The organism is Saccharibacillus endophyticus, from assembly GCF_013185185.1.
Taxonomy (GTDB): Bacteria; Bacillota; Bacilli; order Paenibacillales; family Paenibacillaceae; genus Saccharibacillus; species Saccharibacillus endophyticus.
On sequence record NZ_JAAZWE010000009.1, the window covers coordinates 66,673 to 87,549 of the forward strand.

At 54.9% G+C, this 20,877-nt stretch carries 13 protein-coding genes; 2 read left to right on the top strand and 11 right to left on the bottom strand.

From position 1 onward, the window contains the following. Positions 1 to 185 precede the first annotated feature (185 nt). The gene (locus HRQ63_RS23915) at positions 186 to 5,219 is read left to right on the top strand and encodes a DUF5057 domain-containing protein (RefSeq protein ID WP_172247668.1); all 5,034 of its coding nucleotides are present in this window, start codon (positions 186 to 188) and stop codon (positions 5,217 to 5,219) included. A gap of 296 nt (positions 5,220 to 5,515) precedes the next feature. On the opposite strand, the gene HRQ63_RS23920 is transcribed toward HRQ63_RS23915, so the two are convergent. From HRQ63_RS23920 to HRQ63_RS23930, 3 genes are read right to left on the bottom strand one after another with little or no spacing between them, the layout of a single operon-like run. After that, positions 5,516 to 7,345, bottom strand: a complete 1,830-nt coding sequence (locus tag HRQ63_RS23920; protein WP_172247669.1) for a hypothetical protein — start codon at positions 7,343 to 7,345, stop codon at positions 5,516 to 5,518. A gap of 32 nt (positions 7,346 to 7,377) precedes the next feature. Continuing rightward, entirely contained in the window at positions 7,378 to 7,953 is a 576-nt protein-coding gene (locus tag HRQ63_RS23925) for a pilus assembly FimT family protein (RefSeq protein WP_172247670.1), read from the bottom strand. Continuing rightward, complete coding sequence (locus tag HRQ63_RS23930) at positions 7,934 to 8,512, bottom strand: prepilin-type N-terminal cleavage/methylation domain-containing protein (RefSeq protein WP_172247671.1); 579 nt, start codon at positions 8,510 to 8,512, stop codon at positions 7,934 to 7,936. Before HRQ63_RS23930 ends, HRQ63_RS23925 begins: the two co-directional genes overlap by 20 nt. 299 nt (positions 8,513 to 8,811) lie before the next feature. On the opposite strand from HRQ63_RS23930, the gene HRQ63_RS23935 reads away from it, so the two are divergent. Beyond that, positions 8,812 to 9,600 carry an alpha/beta hydrolase gene (locus tag HRQ63_RS23935; RefSeq protein ID WP_172247672.1) on the top strand — a complete coding sequence of 263 codons (789 nt, stop codon included), beginning with the start codon at positions 8,812 to 8,814 and terminating at the stop codon, positions 9,598 to 9,600. Positions 9,601 to 9,757: 157 nt separating this feature from the next. Here the strand turns inward: HRQ63_RS23935 and HRQ63_RS23940 are convergent, their stop codons facing one another. The 8 genes from HRQ63_RS23940 to argC form a co-directional block, all read right to left on the bottom strand. Beyond that, positions 9,758 to 10,900 carry a GGDEF domain-containing protein gene (locus HRQ63_RS23940; RefSeq protein ID WP_172247673.1) on the bottom strand — a complete coding sequence of 381 codons (1,143 nt, stop codon included), beginning with the start codon at positions 10,898 to 10,900 and terminating at the stop codon, positions 9,758 to 9,760. 272 nt (positions 10,901 to 11,172) lie between these two features. Further along, positions 11,173 to 12,576, bottom strand: coding sequence for an argininosuccinate lyase (argH, locus tag HRQ63_RS23945; RefSeq protein WP_037287290.1), 1,404 nt, complete (start codon positions 12,574 to 12,576; stop codon positions 11,173 to 11,175). Positions 12,577 to 13,368: 792 nt separating this feature from the next. Then, positions 13,369 to 14,607, bottom strand: coding sequence for an argininosuccinate synthase (locus tag HRQ63_RS23950; RefSeq protein ID WP_172247674.1), 1,239 nt, complete (start codon positions 14,605 to 14,607; stop codon positions 13,369 to 13,371). A gap of 130 nt (positions 14,608 to 14,737) precedes the next feature. Continuing rightward, positions 14,738 to 15,694: an ornithine carbamoyltransferase gene (argF, locus tag HRQ63_RS23955; RefSeq protein ID WP_172247675.1), complete on the bottom strand. Its 957-nt coding sequence runs from the start codon at positions 15,692 to 15,694 to the stop codon at positions 14,738 to 14,740. A gap of 114 nt (positions 15,695 to 15,808) precedes the next feature. Next, on the bottom strand, positions 15,809 to 16,999 hold the full coding sequence (locus HRQ63_RS23960; RefSeq protein WP_172247676.1) for an aspartate aminotransferase family protein: 1,191 nt from the start codon (positions 16,997 to 16,999) through the stop codon (positions 15,809 to 15,811). A 435-nt stretch (positions 17,000 to 17,434) separates the two neighbouring features. Continuing rightward, positions 17,435 to 18,277, bottom strand: coding sequence for an acetylglutamate kinase (gene argB / locus HRQ63_RS23965; protein WP_172247677.1), 843 nt, complete (start codon positions 18,275 to 18,277; stop codon positions 17,435 to 17,437). An 18-nt stretch (positions 18,278 to 18,295) separates the two neighbouring features. Continuing rightward, on the bottom strand, positions 18,296 to 19,525 hold the full coding sequence (argJ, locus tag HRQ63_RS23970; protein ID WP_172247678.1) for a bifunctional ornithine acetyltransferase/N-acetylglutamate synthase: 1,230 nt from the start codon (positions 19,523 to 19,525) through the stop codon (positions 18,296 to 18,298). Between the two features lie 45 nt (positions 19,526 to 19,570). Next, positions 19,571 to 20,623: an N-acetyl-gamma-glutamyl-phosphate reductase gene (gene argC / locus HRQ63_RS23975; RefSeq protein ID WP_216674064.1), complete on the bottom strand. Its 1,053-nt coding sequence runs from the start codon at positions 20,621 to 20,623 to the stop codon at positions 19,571 to 19,573. Between the last annotated feature and the right edge of the window lie 254 nt (positions 20,624 to 20,877).

Here is a 20,877-nt window from a genome sequence, read left to right on the forward strand (position 1 = left end):
TAAGTAATTAGTATTGAGAACCTAAGGCTTATGACCTAAAATGATTATATATCACAAGGTTTGATTTTTGACAATTATCTCGCGAAAACTTCTACTTCTTGGTTTTTATAGGTACAAGGAACTTGAAGTCGATCATTCGAAAATATTCAGCTTTCATAAAAACGGCAAACCGAGGAGGATTAGAAGTGAGGAAAAAACATGTGGGCATTTGGGCGGTCGTGCTGACTTTGATCGCGGTAAGCATTCCGTTCGGCGTTTGGAAAGCGATGGCCGATACCGAGCCTCCGTACCAGATTCGAATTTTGGAAGTCGTCGATAACGGCGCTTACGCGCTGAGCGATTCGTTGGCGGGAACGCCTAACGTTACCGTCGAAACGATGCGCATGAAAACGTTCATCGCGATGCGCGACGAACTTGACGGAAAGTACGACGCCGTTTATTTCGGAAAGGGCACGTACAGCAACGCGCAGCCGCAGGCTTTTACGTCCGGTCCTTCCGATACGCAGCGCGCAGCGCATAATACGACGGCCATTATGAACGACATCACCAGTCTTAAAGCCAAAGAAATCGAAAACAATTATATTCTTAAAGGTCTTCCGGTCATCTTCCACAGATCGATCGCTTCGCAAAATCCGCAAGGAAACCTGTACGCGCTTTACGACAAGTATTACAATTCCGCCACTCGTCCCGGCAATGTCCTGCTCGTCGGCGACAGCGGTTTGATCACTCGGGTTTCTCAAGCGATCAAAGACGGAAACGCGCTTTACAAGCAGCGTCCGCGCGTGGAAATCACGTCCAAACCGCAAGACTTTCTCGGCGGCTCTTCCACCGTGTACACGACGGGCAATACGCTGACTTTCACGTTCAACGCCAACAACGTAAAGGACTTCAACACGCCGGTCAACGCAAAACTCTATGCCAGCGTCGACAAAGTGCTGCCTTTGTCGGACGAAAACATCGTGGCCACCTCGACACTGACCGCCCGCCAAGGCAAATTGACCTACAAACTGCCGCAGACGTTTTCCGGACCGGTGTATTGGAAACTGGAGTTGACGGCGAACGGTTTGAGCGATTACGCGGAAGGCGCGTTCCGCGTCCGCGACAAACAAACGGTGATCCGCGTGCTTCAGGTCATGCCGAGCAATGACGCGAGCAGTTTGCTCAAAGACACCAACATGAACCCGACTTATCTCAAAACCAACGATTACGACATTCAGATCACTCCGGTGCTTTTCAGCGCGTTCAATACGGCAAGCAACGTCAATTCGTACGCCAACCTGAACGGCAGGTATGACATGATCATTTTCGGCTTTGTCGATAACTATAATTCCCAAACGTCCAGCGGTCTAAGCGACGCGGCAGCCGCTGGCGTGAATGCTTTTATCAAAACCGGGCAGGCCGTCATGTTTACGCACGACACGATGATCGGCGACAAGTGGAACCCTTGGATCAAAAACTTCCAGGCTACCACGGGACAAACCGGATTATATACCAACATGGGCCTCGGCGCGCCGAATCCATCCACGCGCACCAAGGTTGTCAACAACGGCATGCTGACGCAATTCCCGTTCGACCTTTCGCTCAAGCCCGGCAATACCAACGGTTACGTCGGCCAAATCGCACTGACGCACGACCAATACTACATGCTCGATCTCGAAGATCCGACGATCGTGCCGTGGTACAACATCGTCAGCGAAAGTAACGATAACGCGGCTTACAAACGCGACAGCGACGATAGTTACGACCATTACTATACGTACTCCAAAGGCAATGTCACCTATTCCGGCACGGGCCACACCAATACCCGATTCCCGGAATGGGAACAAAAGTTGTTCGTGAACACGATGTTCCGCGCGTTCATCGGCTCTAACCACGCGCCTAGCGTAACCGTCATTTCGCCGACCGCGGCCGAAACGACGAAGCCTTCTTACCTAAAGGATCTCGTGTTCAGCTACCAAGTGGACGATCTCGATTTGAACGATCTGAACGTGTATTCGTCAGTCAAATTCAAGGTCAACGGCCAGTACATGGACAATATGTCGATCGCGGAGAAAAACGTGCCGAAAGGCACGGTCATCACGCAAAAATTCGCGAACCCTCTTCTGCTGAAAGAAGGCACGATCCAGATCGAAATCACAGCTCGCGACAAACAAGGAGCGACGGCCGTCAAAACGATCGATCTGACCCTGCAAAAAGTATCGGCGAATCTGCTGACGGAACGTACGCTGGATACGATCCCGTCGAACTACGAGTTCTTGACCGGAAGCACGGTAGGCATGACTTATAAAGTAACGCCGCAGTCGATTCCGGCCGCCGATATCCGCACGGGCGAAAACGGCCTGCAAACGCTGGAAATCTCCAACGTGGCGTACGCGGAAAAACTTCCGGCAGGTCTCGAAATATCCGGAACGCTTCCGACGGGCATGACCAAAACGGGAACGCTGAGCACCGGTTACACGCTGAACAAAACGTTCGATAAAATCACGTATACGCTGAGCGGAAATTCGTACGTGCCGAATGCGGGCAGCGCGTTCTCGTTCCACTTGGATACGATTCCTACGCAGAAAGGAACGTATAACCTGAATCAGGCGCGATTGTCTTATGAAGACGTTCATGCCGCGCCGGATGCCGCCGCCGCTTCCTCGAATGCGATCACGCTGATGAACGGCTACAGTTTGATCACGCTCGGTCCTGACGCCACCACGATCACGGGCGGCTCGATCAAAGGCCGCGCCTTATTCAACGGTCCGGTTTCGTTAAGCAGTTTCGATATCGGCAACGGATTGTCGGCTTACGACGCTTCCTTCCCTAGCGTGTCCACGAACGGAAACCTGTCCATCAACGGGGGCTCCGTCAATAAAGGACCGATCTTGTCGGGAGGTTCCTTCACTTCGACCGCCTTCGGTATCGCCGATACCACGATCATGGCGGCCGGAGACATCAAATTGAACGGCAACAACGGGTTAAGCAATTCTTCCGTTTGGACGGCCGGAAATCTGATCATGGACAATTATTACGTGGATAACGGATTGAAGCTGCGTGCCGTCGGCAATTTCACCATGACGGGCAACAGCGGATTCAACGGCGGAAACGTGACGTACGGCGGCGCTTCCAACTTTACGAGTCCGTACGTGACTCCGGCGACGCCGGCCAGCATCAAATCTCAATTCGATACGACAAAAAGCGCGACCAACGCGAAAGGCGTTGCCGACTTCGCCGCGGTCAAGCAGCAGCTGATCAATCTTTCCAATTCGTACGGCGCCCTGACGACAAACGGAGCGCGGGATACAGCGGATACAAGCGGCATCGTATACAAAGGAACGGATCCCAAGATCAACGTGTTCAAAGTAGACGGCACCCAGCTTTCCAACTTGAACAATCTCAAGCTTCAAGCTCCTGCCGGATCTACGGTCGTGCTGAACGTCGCGGGCGGGAACGTCACCTTCTCGGGCGGCTTCGACCTGACGGGCGTATCCGCCGACAAAGTCATCGTCAACTATACGGGCACCGGTTCCGTGACGCTGACTTCGGTCGGCTTAAAAGGAACGCTGCTCGCGCCGCAAGCGACGGTGAACTTCAACGGCGGCGACATTTACGGCACCATCGTGGCAGGCAGCTATAAAACGACCGGTTGGACGTCTATCGGCAACGGCGCGTTCGGCGGTTCTTCTCCGTCGACCGCGACCGCAGCGCCGGGAGAAATCCGCACCATTCAATTCCCGGACGTCTACTTCAACGCGATCGTGAAAACGAAAAGTATCTCTTTGACGAATCAATCGCTGTGGGTAGGCGATTCCACGGTTCTCGTTCCGTCTGTTCTAATGACGGACGGAACAACGGACCTGACGCCGCTTCTCACCTGGACCAGCAGCGACCCTGCAGTGGCGAACATTGCTTATCCTCTCGGAACGACCGGAGGGAAGTCGGCCAGCGTCAGCGTGACCGGCGTGAAAGCCGGTACCGCCGTCATTACCGCCGTCGCTTCGGACGGAAGCGGAGTAAAAGGCACCGCGACCGTGACTGTCGAAGCTCCGGCACTGTCGATCGACGGCAGCACGTCCGTCAATGTCGGACAGACGATCAAAGATATCAAAGCGGTAGTCAACGCATCGAATCTTCGGATCGACAATGTGACCTGGACAATCGTTAATACGAACGCGGACAACCTGAAGTTGAGTCCGCAAACCGATCCGACTTCGCTTTATGTCACGGGAGCGAAAAGCGGAACCGTTACGGTAAAAGCAACCGCGACGATAACCAACACGAGAACCAACACCGTACGCACGTTGACCGCAACCAAAGACATCAGCATCGTCGACAACTTGAGCAGCGTCGTCGTTAACGGTCCGGACACCGTCAAAAAAGGCGGCAGCATCAATCTTAGCACCGTCATTCTGCCGGAGGCGGCCAATATCGGCAGCATCGGTTGGACGATAAAAGACGGTAACGGCAACGCGACATTGGTACCGGGAAGCCCGGCTCCCGCCAAAACGGCGACCCTGCAAGGCGTCGCACCGGGACCGGTCACGGTCAGCGTGACGGTCAAAACGGCCGGCGATAACCCGATTGAACGTACCGTAACCAAGACGGTCTGGGTCCTCGATTTCGATATGACGGGGCCGGACACGGTATATGTAGGCGATTCGATCAACTTCACGTCCGCCCTGCTGCCTGCTAATTATCCGGGTGCCCAAGGTACCGTGAAATGGACCGTGTCCGACATAAGCGGCACCGGCGTCTCGACCGGCAATTACGCGCAGCTCGGCACGGCGACCAATAACGGCAGCACGGTTGCTTTGACCGGTTCGCAACCCGGCCAAGTCAAAGTGACCGCGACTCTGAACACGCCGGCCGGCGATTTCGTCGTCGAACGCGTCGTAACGATCAAACCGGTGGTTACGGCTCTTCTTCTGCCTCCGACGGTCAAAGTCGAAAAAGGCGTTCCGTTCGATCTGATCGCCGGAGCTCCTTTGAGAGTAAACCCGATCTCGATTGTCGTACCGGACATTCAAAGCCAATTGGTATGGAGCAGCGCCGACGCTTCGGGCGTCAGCGTCACTCCGAACGGCGTGGTCACAGGTCTCAAAGAAGGCAGCGAAGTCGTCGTCACCGTTTCGTATCAACGAACGCCGACCTCGCCGGCGATTACCGCAAATACCCGGGTCATCGTTGCCAAAGCTGTTGATCCTCAAGCACCGACAGACGGCGATCGTTACTAAGGTTAATTTGTACGAGGAAGGCTTGAACTGCTTGTAGAGCACTCGTATTTTTGCGATTTGTCGATAAGCGAAAAAGCCGCTGCCCTCTCGGGCAGCGGCTTTTTATCGTTCCATGCAAGTTAATCCCACCCCAAGAGACCCAGTTGTCGAAATATTCGGAGTTCGAAGTTTATAATCGGAACGACAAAAAAGCTACCGGCTGTTCGGATCGCAGCCGGTAGCAGAAACAGGTTACGTAACGGAGGACTTGCGCAAGACTATCGGGATTGATCCCCTTGCCGCTGGTTTGCCTTACTTCATTTGGACGGGATTTGCGATTCCTGAATCAATTCGATCTTTTCCGCCTTGACACTGATTTGATCGACGCGAGGCAGCGCAAGCCCCTGATTGTTAAAGACCTGATCGTTATAATCGACTTTGAAACGGCTGGTTTTCGATATCGTCTGATCGTCGAACACGATGTTTTGCCGGCTTGCGTCTTCGACCGAATTGCCGACTACCGCATTGACGGTCAGGTTGCCTTTGGCGAAAAAGCCGCCCTGAAGATCGAAGTTGGAGCCTACGCCGTAAAGTTCGGCTGCCGCATCGGTGTAGAAAAACCCTCGCAGCGTCTGCGCGACGTTGGCTTGACTGAAAGCATCGACCCGGTTCAGCAGAATCGGACCTTTGGAAATCAGCACGATCTCTTTGACGCTGCCCGATTTCGAAACTCCGGTAATGGTCGCGTCTTGAATTTTGGTATTGCCGAGCGTCAGCAGCGTCGAATCTACCGTGATCTTGCCGCCCAAATTTACCGCTCCGGTCACGAGGATGCTGCTGTCTATATTGAGCGGCGTGTTGTCGAGCGTGTTGTTCACGGTCAGATTTCCGTTGACGATCAGCCATGAAGAGGCACTTTTGGCCGTCTGCATCAAGCCTTTGAGCCAATCTCCGTCCACGTTCAGATCTCCGTTGAATACGACGGTACTTTTCATTGTCGTAAGTGCGGTAGTCAGATCGCTCAATTCCTTTTGATATTTCGGAAGTTGGACTTGGATGTAATCCGTGTACGCTTTTTCATAAGCATCCAACTCTTTTTTATATTGATCCTGAATGGTCTTGTCCGTCGAAAGAGGATCGACGGGTCTTACCGGAGGAACCGGCTTGACCGGCATCTTCAAGGCGTTCGGATAGCCGTTCAAGTACGAAGCGTAATCCGCGATCTCGACGGATTCGCTCAGACCGAGGGCTTGGATGAACTTGTCGCGGAACGACTGATCGACGTCAACCTTCACGAACTGCTCGTTTTTGCGGATTCGCACTTGGCTCAAATCGATATCCAACGCTTTGCGAACGTTCGCGATCGTCAATTCTCCGCTCAGCGCGGCTCCGTCCGCTCCCCGATTCACCGCTCTGGGCGCATAACCGTTTTCCGAAAGCGTGAAATCCTCCAAAGATTGGATGAACGCCAACGGTTGCGAACCGTCCGCACGGTTTTGCATCCGCGGGAACAAGCTGGTTTTTTGCAAGTTTTGTCCTCTGTAGGCGTAATTGGCCACATTGTTTACGCGAAGCGTTTTGCCTGCGTAGATATTGCCTTTGATCGTCGGCGAACCGTTCAGGATCAAGTCCTGTTCCGAACCGAACGCGTAATTCAAAAAGTCCGGATACAAGCTGACTTTCACGTCCTGCTTCAGCGTGCGCTTCACGCCGTTGATTTCGCTTTGCGCGATCAAAGTTACGGTGTACGAAGATTCCTTTTTCAATGCATTTCCCGCAAAATCGTCGCTGGCCTTGGCCGACAGCAAACGGGTCGAAGCGAGAGCAAGTTCCGTTTTCACGCCTTCGCCCGTTGCGGCGTTGCTCGCTTGCAAAGCCGGAATCCCGGTCAATACATTTTGCAGCGTCGATCCCAAAACATTAGCTTTCAGCTTTTCCCCGTCCAGCTTCTCCGCGATGTAAGCGACGGATTCGTCCAGCGTTTTTTGCGTAAGCTGCAAGCTTTGAATATCGTTTTCTCTCGTTAGCGTCCGCCTTGCTCCTCCGACCGCTGCGCTCAGTACCGCAACGCCGAGCAGCGTGAGGATCAACATCATGAACATGACCATGACCAAGGCCGAGCCTTTCTCTTCGCGGAAACGTCTCATGCAAGCCTGTTCCCCTTTCCTTCTGTTATCGTTCAGAAACCGAATCGGCTTTCCAATTGAAGCTGCGACTGTCCGGAATCGGAGCCCAATCGCAAAGCCAGTTTGATATTGATCAATCCGGTCGTGTAGTAATCGAATCCTCCGGCCGTTTCGCCTTCGACGGTGATCGAGGATAATCCGCTTACGATACTGCCGTTGCTTATTCTCGTGGCTTGATACGGGTCGACGGGCGGATTTTCAGCGTTCAACACATTTGCTTTTTGAATTTCCAACTGGCCTTGCGGAGAGATCACGATCGTGACTTTGTCCCCAGCCTGTTGAGTACCCAGTTCATCGACATGGTACATTTCGAAACCTGTTCCGTTCGGCAGCGCATAGACCCGATCCGGAGCGAAAGCATACAGTTCCGTAATGATGGAAGACATCAACACATCGCCTTCTTCGCGAATCCGATTCTCGACCGCAACTTGGTCGTAACTGCGAAAGCCGAAAAAAATCGTGGTCGAAATGACGCCGAGAATGATGCCCATAAGCGACAATACCGCCAAAAGTTCGATCAGCGTGACGCCTTCCTCGCGTTTCCAACGTTTAACGAATCGATTGCGCATTCACGTATCCCTCCACTGTTACGCCGTCCACTCCCGGTCCGGCCGCTCCCGCCGACACCGTCGTTACGGTAGCGCTGATCGGCAGCAGCAAGTCGCCTCCCGTATCGCCTGAGCGATTCAAACTTTGCTGATATTCGATCACGACCCTGTACTGGATGCCGTTGACGGTCGGTTGAAGTACGGCCATTACCGGCTGAAGATTCCCGTTCTCGAACATGTTCCGGAACGCGCAAGCTCCCGTCGTCGCGTTTGTGCAGGTTCCGAAAGTCTCCGGCGTAATGCCCACGCGCTGCGCGTTTAATCCGTTGCCTGCCTTGACGACGGTCGCGCTGCCCGAGCCGAAATATTCTTTAAGCCGAACAAAATCCTGCTTTTGCATATACACAAGCGCATTACGAGCCAGGTTCGACATGATCGTCTGATTCTGATTAGACTTCGCGAACGTCAGCGCATTGCTAAAATAAGCCGTGAAAGCCAGCGCTACGATCGATACAATCAACATCGCCGCGAGCACTTCAATCAGCGTAAATCCTTCTTCCTTTTTAAAACGCTCCAGCAAAAAAACTCCTCCTTCCGGCGCGTCTGCGAAACTCCTGAAAATCACGTTCCGAAGAGACGGCATTCGCTTATATATCGGTCTTTTTTCCTTCTTTCATTATATGGTCGGGCTTGAAGCGGGGCAATGATTATTTAGGTCTTTCGGCCCTGATCCTAATGACTTGCGACAATCGCATGAAGGTCGACAAAAGTGGTATGATAAACAAGTCGAATAAAGCGTTTTCTTCAACTATCATCGATTGGATCTTGCATCTCGTATCATGCATTCAAGGGACTTATACTGAAGGAGGAAATTTACTTATGGCATTATTGTCCTGCAACTTTTATTCCGAATCGCTCGGTCTCAGCACGTCGATGAACGTCATTCTGCCCCAGCAGACCCGTTCGCAGATCGGCTTGGCAAACGTCAAACGTCCCGGGCCGCATAAAACGCTGTACTTGCTGCACGGATTGTCCGACGATGACACGATCTGGGTACGCCGGACGTCGATCGAACGATACGCCGCCGCTTACGGAATCGCGATCGTCATGCCGCAGGTACACCGGAGTTTCTATACGGATATGGCTTACGGGGAAAAATATTGGGAGTTTATCAGCGAAGAGCTGCCGGAGCTGGCCCGTTCCTTCTTCCCGCTGTCGGCCGAACGCGAAGACAACTTCGCGGCCGGGCTGTCGATGGGCGGATACGGAGCGTTCAAGCTGGCTTTGCGCAGACCTGATCTGTTCGCGGCAGGAGCCAGTCTCTCCGGAGCGCTGGATATCGCCTCCATGACCGAAAATCCCGACAATCCCCGCTCCGGCCTACTGCGTACCGTTTTCGGCGAGGAAAAAGTACGCGGCAGCGAAAACGATCTGCTGTACCTGTTGGACCGCGTATCGAAATCGAGCATGCCGCAGCCGAAGCTGTACCAGTGCTGCGGCACCGAAGATTTCCTGTACAAAGACAACCAGACTTTCAAAAAAGCGGCCGAAGGCAGCGGGCTGGACTTTACGTACGAAGAAGGTCCCGGCGAGCACGAATGGGGCTACTGGGATAAAATGATCCAAAACGTGCTGGAGTGGCTCCCTCTCGGCGAACCGGGCAAGTAAACAGCGTTCGTCGGCTTTGTTCGTATGCATTGCTGGCGCAAAAGACTGCGAAATAACGAACGGCTGCTGTTAAACGCGAATGCGAATAAGCCATGTCTCGATAACGATGAGACATGGCTTATTCGGCGTTGAAGCTCGGCTAACACTTTTTAAGAGACTATTTGGAGGTCGCATCGGTTCGCCCGGCGGACGATGCGGCTTCGTCGGAGCGCCCTAATTCGTTGCTCGCTTTGCAGATCCGATTGCGCCCGCTTTCCTTCGCGCGGTACAAAGCATCGTCAACGCGGCGGAACAAGGTTCTGGGGGCTCCCGCGTACGACAAGCCGTAACCGAGCGAGACCGTCAACTCCAGACGGGTTCCGTCATCCAATACGAAAGCATGCCCCTCTACGACCGATCGTATCCGTTCCGCGACGCGCACGACCGACTCTTCTTCGTGACGGTCGATCACGATCGCGAACTCTTCGCCTCCGTTACGGGCCGCATAACTGTCCACAGGCGAACACGAGGTCAGAATTTTGCCGAGCTGCCTGAGCACGATATCCCCGGCCGGATGTCCGTGCGTGTCGTTTACGCGCTTGAAGTGATCGATATCGAGCAGGATCAGGCCGAACTCTTCTCCGTGCTTCTGGGCACGCTTCACGCGTCGATCGTACAGCATATGAAAAGCTCTCGGATTATGCAGGCCTGTCAGGAAGTCGCGATGCGCGGCGTCTTCCATAAAAGCGAAAAGTTCGTTGGAATTTTTGAGATGGCGCAGCATGAGGAAGGTAAAGACGGCGGTTCCCGCGATGATCACGGAATAGACCGGGATGATGCTGACGAAACTCGGGCCGATCATGATATAAAAACTTGCCAGCAGCACAACGACTTGAACGGCGAAAGCCAAAGCCCATCTTTTAGGTTCCAGCTGCCCTTTTTTCAATACCAAAATGACGAGCAGGAACGTGACGAGCGCGTTGGACGCACCGACGTACGAAGACAAACCGAAATCGCCGAACAAGAAAAAGCGGAATACCGCGATGATCACGCTCGCCGCAAAACCGCCGGGAATTCCCGCGACGTAAACGCCGATAATGATCGCCGTTTGACGAAGGTCAATGACCGAATTTTCTCCGATCGGAAAAGAGAATTCCATCATGAGGATGCCCGCGACGCCCAAAGCGGCTCCGGTGAACCAGGGCAGCCAAGAACCGGAACGCGCAGCCAGCGAGGATTTACGAAAACGATTTAAAAAAACATTACCGAAAAACAACAACGTCGCCAGGATCGTAAAGTTGATAAATAACTCTTTGAACATAATTAAGATTGCGCCTCGCAGTCTGCAACAATGCGAATTAAGCGGCCGACAGATTAGCCGGCCGCTTTTTCTACATTTTACCCGATTCCCGAGTTTCTGCAAACAAACTTTGCTTTTTTCAAAATAAAGGAAAATGCAAAAAACGCCTTCGCGGAGGAAGACGTTTTTGCTTTCGCAAAGGCTCGATGAAGCGAAAGAGCATAAATACTGCCAAAAAAATCATTCCAGTACCTTGTCAACGCTATCGGAAACGTGCCGATTACGATAATTGCTTACAGTCGGGTGCTCAGCCACTCGGTCGTGTGCTCAAGCGTTGCCGTCGCGCGTTCGATAGCCGCTTCGACTTGAGGCTTGGCCGTGCCGCCGTAGACGTTGCGGGCATTGACCACGTTCTCCGGCTGAAGCACGTCGTAGATTTTGTCGTCGAACAGATCGGAGAAGGTCTTGAATTCTTCGAGCGTGAGGTCAAGCAGATACTTGCCGTTCTCGATACAGTACAGGACCGTTTTGCCGATGACTTCGTGCGCGTCGCGGAACGGAAGGCCTTTGCCGACCAAGAAATCCGCAATGTCGGTCGCGTTCGAGAAGTCTTTGTTGACCGCTTCGCGCATGCGGCCCGTGCGAACCTGCATCGTCGCGATCATCGGAGCGAACAAACGCAGCGCCCCGTCAAGCGTCGCTACCGTGTCGAACATACCTTCTTTGTCTTCCTGCATGTCTTTGTTGTAGGCGAGCGGAAGCGACTTCAGTACCGTCAGCAGACCCATCAGGTTGCCGTAGACGCGGCCCGTTTTGCCGCGAACCAGTTCGGCCACGTCCGGATTTTTCTTCTGCGGCATGATGCTGCTGCCCGTGCAGAATGCGTCATCCAGCTCGACGAAGCCGAATTCCGTACTGCTCCACAGCACCAGTTCTTCGCAAAGGCGGGACATATGCATCATGAGGATCGACGCGCCGGACAGGAACTCCAAAATGAAGTCGCGGTCGCTGACCGCGTCCAGGCTGTTCTCGTACACGCCGTCGAAGCCGAGCTGCTCGGCCACGAAATGGCGGTCGATCGGGAATGTCGTGCCCGCAAGCGCGCCCGCGCCCAGCGGCAGTACGTTGATGCGCTTATAGCTGTCCATCAGTCGCTCCGCATCGCGTTGGAACATGGAGACGTAAGCGAGCAGGTGATGCGCGAACAGGATCGGCTGCGCTCTTTGCAAATGCGTGTAGCCCGGGATGATCGTGTCGGTGTGCTGCTTGGCTTGGTCAATTAGCGCTTGTTGTACCGCTTGCACCAGACCTGTCAGTTCGACGACGCGGCTGCGCAGATACAAGTGCATGTCGGTCGCGACCTGGTCGTTGCGGCTGCGGCCGGTATGCAGCTTGCCACCGACCGGGCCGACTTCCTGGATCAGGTGCTTTTCGATATTCATGTGAATGTCTTCGTCGGAAACGGAAAATTCGACTTCGCCGGCTTCGATCTTGTGCAGGACTTTGATCAGGCCTTCGGCGATCGTGTCCGCGTCTTTTTGCGGAATGATCCCGCATTTGCCCAGCATGGCGACATGTGCCAGGCTGCCTTGAATGTCTTCTTCGGCCAGTGCTTTATCGAAATTGATGGAGGCGGTATATTCCTCGACCAGACGGTCGGTCGGCTTGGTAAAACGGCCTCCCCATAGTTTATTCATAAACGTTCCTCTTCCCCCTCATGGCGTCCCCTCCCAAACCCTCCCCGAGGGAGGGCCCCAAAGGGCGACTGCCCTCTGGACACCTGTAAAGGGCAGAGATTGCGGTCGGCTTCGGGCGTGAGGTTTGCTTTAGTGTAGTGGTGGTGCTGGCGGTACATGCCGCCGCGCTTGCCCTGCCTTCGGCGGGCCGCGGCTGAATGCGGGCGCGGGAGCGGGTTGCGGGCAGCGGTTTGCTGCCTGGTGCGACGCGCGCGTGGGACTTCAAGACGGGCCGGAGGCGGAGCGCTGCGCAGCTCCTGTCCGGCCAAGAGCGGGGTCGAAGGCGGGCCGCTTCGCGTGGCCCTGTTCGACCGGAAGAGCCGAAGCCGGAAGCGGGCAGCTAAGCTTGCCCTGTCCGGCTAAGACCCGGGGCTGGATGCAGGCGGCTGCGCCAGCCTTGTCCAGCCAAGGGCCGGGGCCGGAGGCGGAACACTTCGTGGTTCCTGTCCGGCCAGGTTCCCGTTCGGGGAACCTCTGCTTTTGGCTTCGCAAGGTCAAGATCAAGAGCTTGTCCGGCTTCTTATACAAGCCGGACGCCTTTTACTTTCCCTATAAAAAAGGCGAATAGCGTGGGTGGAGGGGGAGTTTCAGTGAAGAAGCGTCAGCGTTCGCCTTTGCAATTGGGAAGCCTCCTTGTTAATTCAATCCAGCTTCCCAATTGCAACACGCGATCTAAAGTCTTTCGAAGAAAGACACGTCGTAAGCATAAGCTACGAAACTCCCCCGGAACCCACTTTTTTCCCTCACTAACGATTACTTGCTTTGATTTTGCTCTACGCCTTTACCCACTTTCAATCTCAAAGCGTTGAGGCTGATAAAGCCCGTCGCGTCATTCTGGTCGTAAGCTTGGCTCGGGTCGGCTTCCATCGTCGCGATGTCCGGGTTGTACAGGCTGACCGGGCTTTTGACGCCGGCGCCGATGACGTTGCCTTTGTACAGCTTCACGCGTACCGTACCGCTCACGTTCTTCTGGCTTTCCGTGACCAGCGCTTGCAGCGCGAGGCGCTCCGGCGCGAACCAGAAGCCGTTGTACACGAGCGTGCTGTAACGAGTGAGCAGGGAATCGCGCAGGTTCATGACTTCGCGGTCCATGGTCAGCGATTCCATTTTGCGATGAGCGGTGAACAGGATGGTGCCGCCCGGAGTTTCGTACACGCCGCGGCTCTTCATGCCGACAAAGCGGTTTTCGACCATATCGACGCGACCGATGCCGTGTTTGCCGCCGAGTTCGTTCAGTTTGTCCATGACTTGCAGCGGGCTCAGCTTTTCGCCGTTCAGCGCGATCGCATTGCCTTTTTCGAATTCGATTTCCAGCATTTCCGGCTCGTCCGGCGCATCCTGAGGGTCGGCGCTGAGCAGGAACATTTCTTTGTTTTCCGGAGCGCTCGGGTCGAACCAAGGGTCTTCCAGCACGCCGCTTTCATAGCTGATATGCAGCAGGTTGCGGTCGGTGGAGTACGGTTTCGCGGCGGATGCCGTAACCGGGATCCCGTGTTTTTCGGCGTAAGCGATCATCTCGGCGCGGCCCGGGAACGTGTCGCGGAACGTGTCGAGTCTCCAAGGAGCGACGACTTTGATATCGGGAGCGAGCGCCGCGACGCCGAGTTCGAAACGAACCTGATCGTTGCCTTTGCCCGTCGCTCCGTGAGCGATCATCGTGGCGCCTTCGGCACGGGCGATTTCGACCATGCGTTTCGCGATCAGCGGGCGCGCGATGCTGGTACCCAGCAGGTATTGGCCTTCGTACAGCGCGCCGGATTGGAACATCGGGTAGATAAAGTCAGAAGCGAATTCGGCTTGCAGGTCGTCAATGTAGACTTTCGAAGCGCCCGTAGCCAGTGCTTTCTCTTCAAGTCCGTCCAATTCTTCTTTTTGACCGATATCCGCCGTAAAGGCGATGATTTCCGCGTCATACGTTTCTTTCAGCCATTTCAAAATGATCGAAGTATCCAGTCCGCCGGAATACGCGAGTACGATTTTTTCTTTTGCCATGATTTTTCATTCCTCCGCTCTGAACGCTGCCGTTCAATATCTGGTGTGATCGTCTTTCCTTTTTCGTCGCAAGAGCGGCGTTCTCCTGCTTGTTCAGGAGCGCCGCTCTTTTTCTATCCGGTAAAAAAACTTACGCCATCAATGTCGCCATGACCGCTTTTTGCGCGTGCAGGCGGTTTTCCGCTTCGTCGAAGATTACGCTGTTTTTGCCGTCGATCACGCCTGCGCTCACTTCTTCGCCGCGGTGTGCCGGGAGGCAGTGCAGGAACAGATAGTCGCTCTTTGCGTGCCGTACCAACTCTTCATTGACCTGATAATCTTTGAACGCCAGCTCGCGGACTTTCTGCTCTTCTTCAAAGCCCATGCTCGCCCATACGTCCGTGTACACGGCATCGGCGTTTTCGACCGCTTCGCGCGCGTCGCGCACGATGGCGATTTTCGAACCGGTTTGATTCGCGATCTCCTGTGCTTGACGCACGATATCCGAATCCGACTCATAGCCTTCCGGGCTCGCGATGCTCACGTCCATGCCCATCTTCGCGCCGCCGAGCAGCAGCGAATGCGCCATGTTGTTGCCGTCGCCGATATACGCCAGTTTTTTGCCGCGCAGCGATCCTTTGTGCTCCTGAATCGTTTGCAGATCGGCAAGTACCTGACACGGATGGCCGAGATCGCTCAGCGCGTTGATAACCGGGATATCCGCGTATTTCGCCAGCTCCGTCACGTTTTCGTGGCCGAAGGTGCGGATCATGATGCCGTCCAGGTAACGCGACAACACGCCTGCCGTATCGGGAATGGCTTCGCCGCGTCCGAGTTGGATATCGTTTTTGCTGAGGAAAAGGGCATGCCCGCCGAGTTGGAACATGCCGACTTCGAACGATACGCGGGTACGCGTCGAGGACTTTTCGAAAATCATGCCGAGCGTTTTGCCTTCGAGCGGACGGAACGTTTCTCCCGCTTTCTGCTTGCGTTTGAGTTCGATCGCCAGGTCCAGCAGGTATTGAATTTCTTCGGTCGTGTAATCGGTCAGTTCGACGAGATCGCGTCCTTTGAGGGCGATGCCGTGCGCTTGTTGGGTCAGGTCCATGAGGTTGCCTCCTTGAATTCGGTTATTTTAAAAAAAGAAGCGTCCGCGAGCCGGAAGTCACTGTCCGGTTCGCCGAACGCTCTATGGCCGCCTGAGACGACTCTTCCTTAAGATTTAAGCACTGGGTGTCGGTACTTTCTCTTCGATAATCGAAGCGACGATGTCGACAGCCTGGTTCACTTCTTCCTCGGTCACGTACAGGTTCGGCAGCAAACGGATTACGTTCGGGCCGGCGGAAACGAACAGCAGGCCGCGTTTTTGTCCGGCCGCGACCAGATCTGCCACCGGTTCCGCGCATTCGATGCCGATCAGCAAGCCGAGTCCGCGCACTTCCTTCACGAACGGATTGCCATTCAGACGCTCGCGCAGTTGGTTCATCAGCTTGTCGCCGATCTCTGCGGCTCTAGCCGGAAGATTGTCTTCCTGCATCGTCTCGATTGTGGCAATGATCGCGGACGATGCCAGCGGCGTGCCGCCGAACGTCGTGGCGTGGCTGCCTGCGGTGAACGCTTCTTTGAGATACTCGCGTCCGATCATGGCACCTGCCGGGAAGCCGGAAGCGATACCTTTGGCTACCGTGAAAATATCCGGCTTGATGCCGTAGCGATGATGCGCGAACCAAGCACCCGTGCGGCCCATGCCCGTTTGCACTTCGTCGACGATCAGCAGGATGCCTTTGTCGCGGCAAAGCTGCTCGATTTGCTGCGCGTATTCCTGCTCCAACGGATATACGCCGCCTTCGGCCTGCACCATCTCGATCATGACCGCGGCGGTGCGCTCGTTGATCGCGTCTTCGATGGCTTGGATATCATGCGGAGGCACGGTCACGAATCCGGCGGGAAGCGGCAGGAAGCCTTCTTTCACTTTATCCTGTCCGGTCGCGGTCAGCGTCGCCAACGTGCGGCCGTGGAACGATTTGCCGAGCGTGATGATCTCGTAGCGCTCTTCGCCTTTCACTTTTTGGAAATAACGGCGGGCCAGCTTGATCGCGGCTTCGTTCGACTCCGCTCCGCTGTTGCAGAAAAACACGGCGTCGGCCTGTGCGACTTCGGCGACTTTTTTGGCGGCTTCTTCCTGTTTCGGGATCACGAACAGGTTGGAGGTGTGCCATAGGGTGTCGATCTGTTCTTTGAGCTTCTCGGATACTTTCTTCGGCGCGTGGCCGAGGTTGGTGACGGCAAGTCCGCTCATGAAGTCGAGGTATTTGTTGCCCTGGTCGTCCCAGAGCCAGCTGCCTTCGCCTTTGACGAGGGCTAACGGGTTTCTGGCGTACGTTTGGAAAAGTGAACTCTCTTCTTGCGGCATGATGGGTATGCTCCTTCCTGGGGTGGGTGGGAGGCTGCGGGAGAAGTGCGTTTCGGTCGCTTGTTGAACTCGGGGAAATTGAATTAGATTTAAAAGGTAATTCCCCGAGTTCAAAGGCGAACGCTTACGCTCCTTCACTGCACTTCTCCCTCCGCTCGGTACGCTTGGTCGTTCACGGGCTTTTAGAGCAGGGATACAGAATCGATTTTGGATATCGATTCTTTCTTAGGTAAGACTTCAAGTGGATTCATGGATGTCGGGATAAATCAGACGGTATTCGAGAGTGTATCGAAGTCGAGTCTGTATCCGGATTACAGATTCGACGACGGTAAAACACTCGAGAACACGATGAATTGGAGCAGTTTTCGTTCGAATGCGAAACGGTCTTTCAATCATCATTTCAACACTCAGTCTTCGAAAACCGCCCGTCGAAACTCATCGTCGAATGACCGTTCCGATCTGCTCGCCGGACAGAAGGCGGGGCAGGACGCGGGGTTCGCTGCCGTCTACGATGACGACTTCCTGGACCTCGCCGTGAATGCATTTCATGGCGGCGCGGACTTTGGGGATCATGCCGCCGTAGATTTCGCCGCTTGCGATCATGTCTTCGATCTCCGCGAAGGAAACGGAAGGCAGAGGCGTTTTGACGCCGTCGATCGTTTTGAGAATGCCCGGCACGTCGGTGACGACGATCATGCGGGATGCGCCGATGAACGACGCGACGGCTCCGGCCGCGGTGTCGGCGTTGATGTTGTAGCGTTGTCCGCTGCCGTCGACGCCGAGAGGCGCGATCACGGGCATGTAGCCGAGATTGAGGATGCCGTCGACGATGCTCGCTTCAACATGGGTCACGTCGCCTACGAGGCCGACTTCGGCCGCGTTCGGGACAGGTTCGGCTTGGATCAGCGAACCGTCGGAACCGGAAAGGCCGAGAGCTTTGCCGCCTGCGGATTGGATGCGGCGAACGATCAGTTTGTTGATCGTGCCGGCCAAGACCATTTCCACGACGTCGAGCACGTCTTCGGTGGTGCGCCGCAGTCCGTTGACGAACTCCGTCGGAATGCCGAGCTTCTCCAAATTTTCGGAGATCGCCGGACCGCCGCCGTGTACGATGACGGGTTTAACGCCGCTTTTTTGCAGCTCGGCCAGATCCGTGAAAAAGGCTTCCGGCAGCGCACCCAAGGTACTGCCGCCGCATTTCATGACGAAAGATGCTTTGGCGCTTCCGGCTTGCGAAGCGGAAGATCCGCCGACTTCGTTTGTGCCTGCTTGAGTCATTCGTGTCTTCCCCTTTCGTTAAGTCCGGTATGCCGCGTTGATCCGTACATAGTCATAGGTCAGGTCGCAGCCCCACGCGGTTGCTTTTTCCGAACCCATATTCAACTCGACCGTAATCAACACGTCATCGCCTTTCAAATATTCCAAAGCGATATCTTCGTCGAATTTGACCGGCTGGGAAGCCGTCAGCACGACGATATCGCCGAGTTTGATATCCACGGTGTATGGATTAACAGGGACGCCCGCACGGCCTACCGCCGCGATGATCCGTCCCCAGTTGGCGTCCGCTCCGTACACGGCCGTTTTCACCAAGCTCGAACCGATGACGGTCTTCGCGATCGCGCGAGCGGAGTCCGTGCTGTCCGCGCCGGTAACGGTCACTTCGACCAGCTTCGTCGCGCCTTCGCCGTCGCGGGAGATCGCTTTGGCCAGATGTTCGCACACGGCGGCGAACGCCTCCGCAAACGCCGTCCAGTCCTTATGCTGCTCGTTCAGTTCTTTTTTCTGATCCGACAAACCGCTTGCCATCGCGACCAGCATATCGTTGGTGCTCGTATCGCCGTCGACGGTGATCATATTGAACGTGTCGTCGGTCGTCCGCCGAAGCAGCTTATGTAACGACTCGCTGCCGATCTTGGCATCCGTGGTCACGAAGGCCAGCATGGTTGCCATGTTCGGATGGATCATGCCCGATCCTTTGGCAGCGCCCGCGATCACGACCGGCTTGCCGTCGATCTGTACCGTGACGCATAGTTCTTTTTTCACCAGGTCGGTCGTGAGGATCGATTGGCTGAACTGCTCGCCGCCGTCGGCATCGCTGCGCAAAGCGCCGGACAGTCGGGCAATGCCGTCGCGCACCCGATCCATTTTCAGGTTTTCGCCGATAACGCCCGTCGAAGCCACGGCTACGTCGTCTGCGTCGACGCCGAAGCTCTCAGCCGCAAGCGCGCGCATCTCGTAAGCGTCGGCGTCGCCTTGTTTGCCCGTGCACGCGTTCGCGTTCCCGCTGTTGACAATAACTGCGCGCAGCACGCCGTTCGCCAAGCTTTCGCGCGTCGTTTGCAGCGGAGCCGCTTGGAAAATATTCGTCGTGTACACCGCGGCCGCAGCCGCAGGCACCTCGCACACAATAGCGCCGATATCGTTTCTTTCCGTTTTTTTCAGCCCGCAATGCAGACCTGCCGCTTGGAAACCGCGCGGGGTGATGATCGAACCGCCTTCGACGACGGTATAAGAAGGAACTGCCATGAGACGCTTCCGCCTTTCGCTATATAATCGCTATATTTTCGAATATCAAGGATACATCGGAATAAAGTTCAAACCGGTCGCCTCGTCCCAGCCCATCGCCAAGTTGAGGTTTTGAATCGCTTGTCCGGCTGCGCCTTTGACCATGTTATCGATTGCCGACACGACGGTTACGCGCCCCGTCCGCTCATCCGCGGAAAAACCGATATCGCAATAGTTCGAGCCCGAGACTTCTTTGGTCGCCGGCAGAATGCCGTTTTCCCGGATACGCACGAACGGTCTGTCTTTATAGAAGCTTCGATACAAATCGATAAAGTCCTGCGTGCTTTTCGATCCGTTTACCGATGCATACATCGTACTGAGGATGCCGCGCGTCATCGGGATCAAGTGGGTAGTAAACGTAACGACGACCTCGCTGCCTGCCGTTTCGCTCAGCACCTGCTCGATTTCCGGAATATGCTGATGCGCGTTCACTTTGTAAGCTTTCACGCTCTCGTTGACTTCGCTGTAATGCGTGCCGAGCCCGACTCCGCGTCCCGCGCCGGACACGCCGGTTTTGGCATCGATGATCAATGTTGCCGGATCGATCCACCCTTCCTTCACCGCCGGAATCAAGCCCAGCAGCGTCGCCGTCGGGAAGCAGCCCGGATTGGAGATGACCGACTGCCCGGCTACGGAATCCCCGTACACGTCGCTCAGTCCGTAAACGGCTTTTTCCAAAATGTCCGGCGACGCCGGGGCGCGCTTGTACCACTTCTCGTAAACGGCTCCGTCCTTCAGACGAAGATCGCCCGATAAGTCGATGACTTTCAAGCCCTGCTCCAGCAGCTTCGGTGTCAGTTCGGAGCTGACTCCGGCCGGGGTGGCGAGGAAGACGACATCGGCCTTCTCCTTGATTACCGCAGGTTCGATAGCCGTGAGCTCCAGTTCGATAATGTCCGTCAAATGAGGGAAACTTGCGCTCAAAGGCGTACCGCTATTCGATGAAGATAACACGCAGCTAACCTCCACTTGAGGATGCGCTTGAAGCAAACGAATCAGTTCTGCTCCTCCATAGCCGGTCGCGCCGACGATTGCTGCTTTGATTGTCCCGTTGTCCATGCTTCCTAACCTCCATCCGCACCGTTTTTTTCGTATGATTCCGTGCATGTTTTCAAAATAATATGTATTATTATACGTTCGACATCATATAAATACAACCTCTCCGGGAAAAGTTCACATTCTGTGTGATAGGTCCATTTAATCTTTAACCCCTCCGGGCAAAAAGATTAAATGAACCCGCGCTAAGCGACAATCTTTTCTCTATATTTTTGATTTTAAAACAGGAACAAACGTTCCTTTTTATATTCATAAAG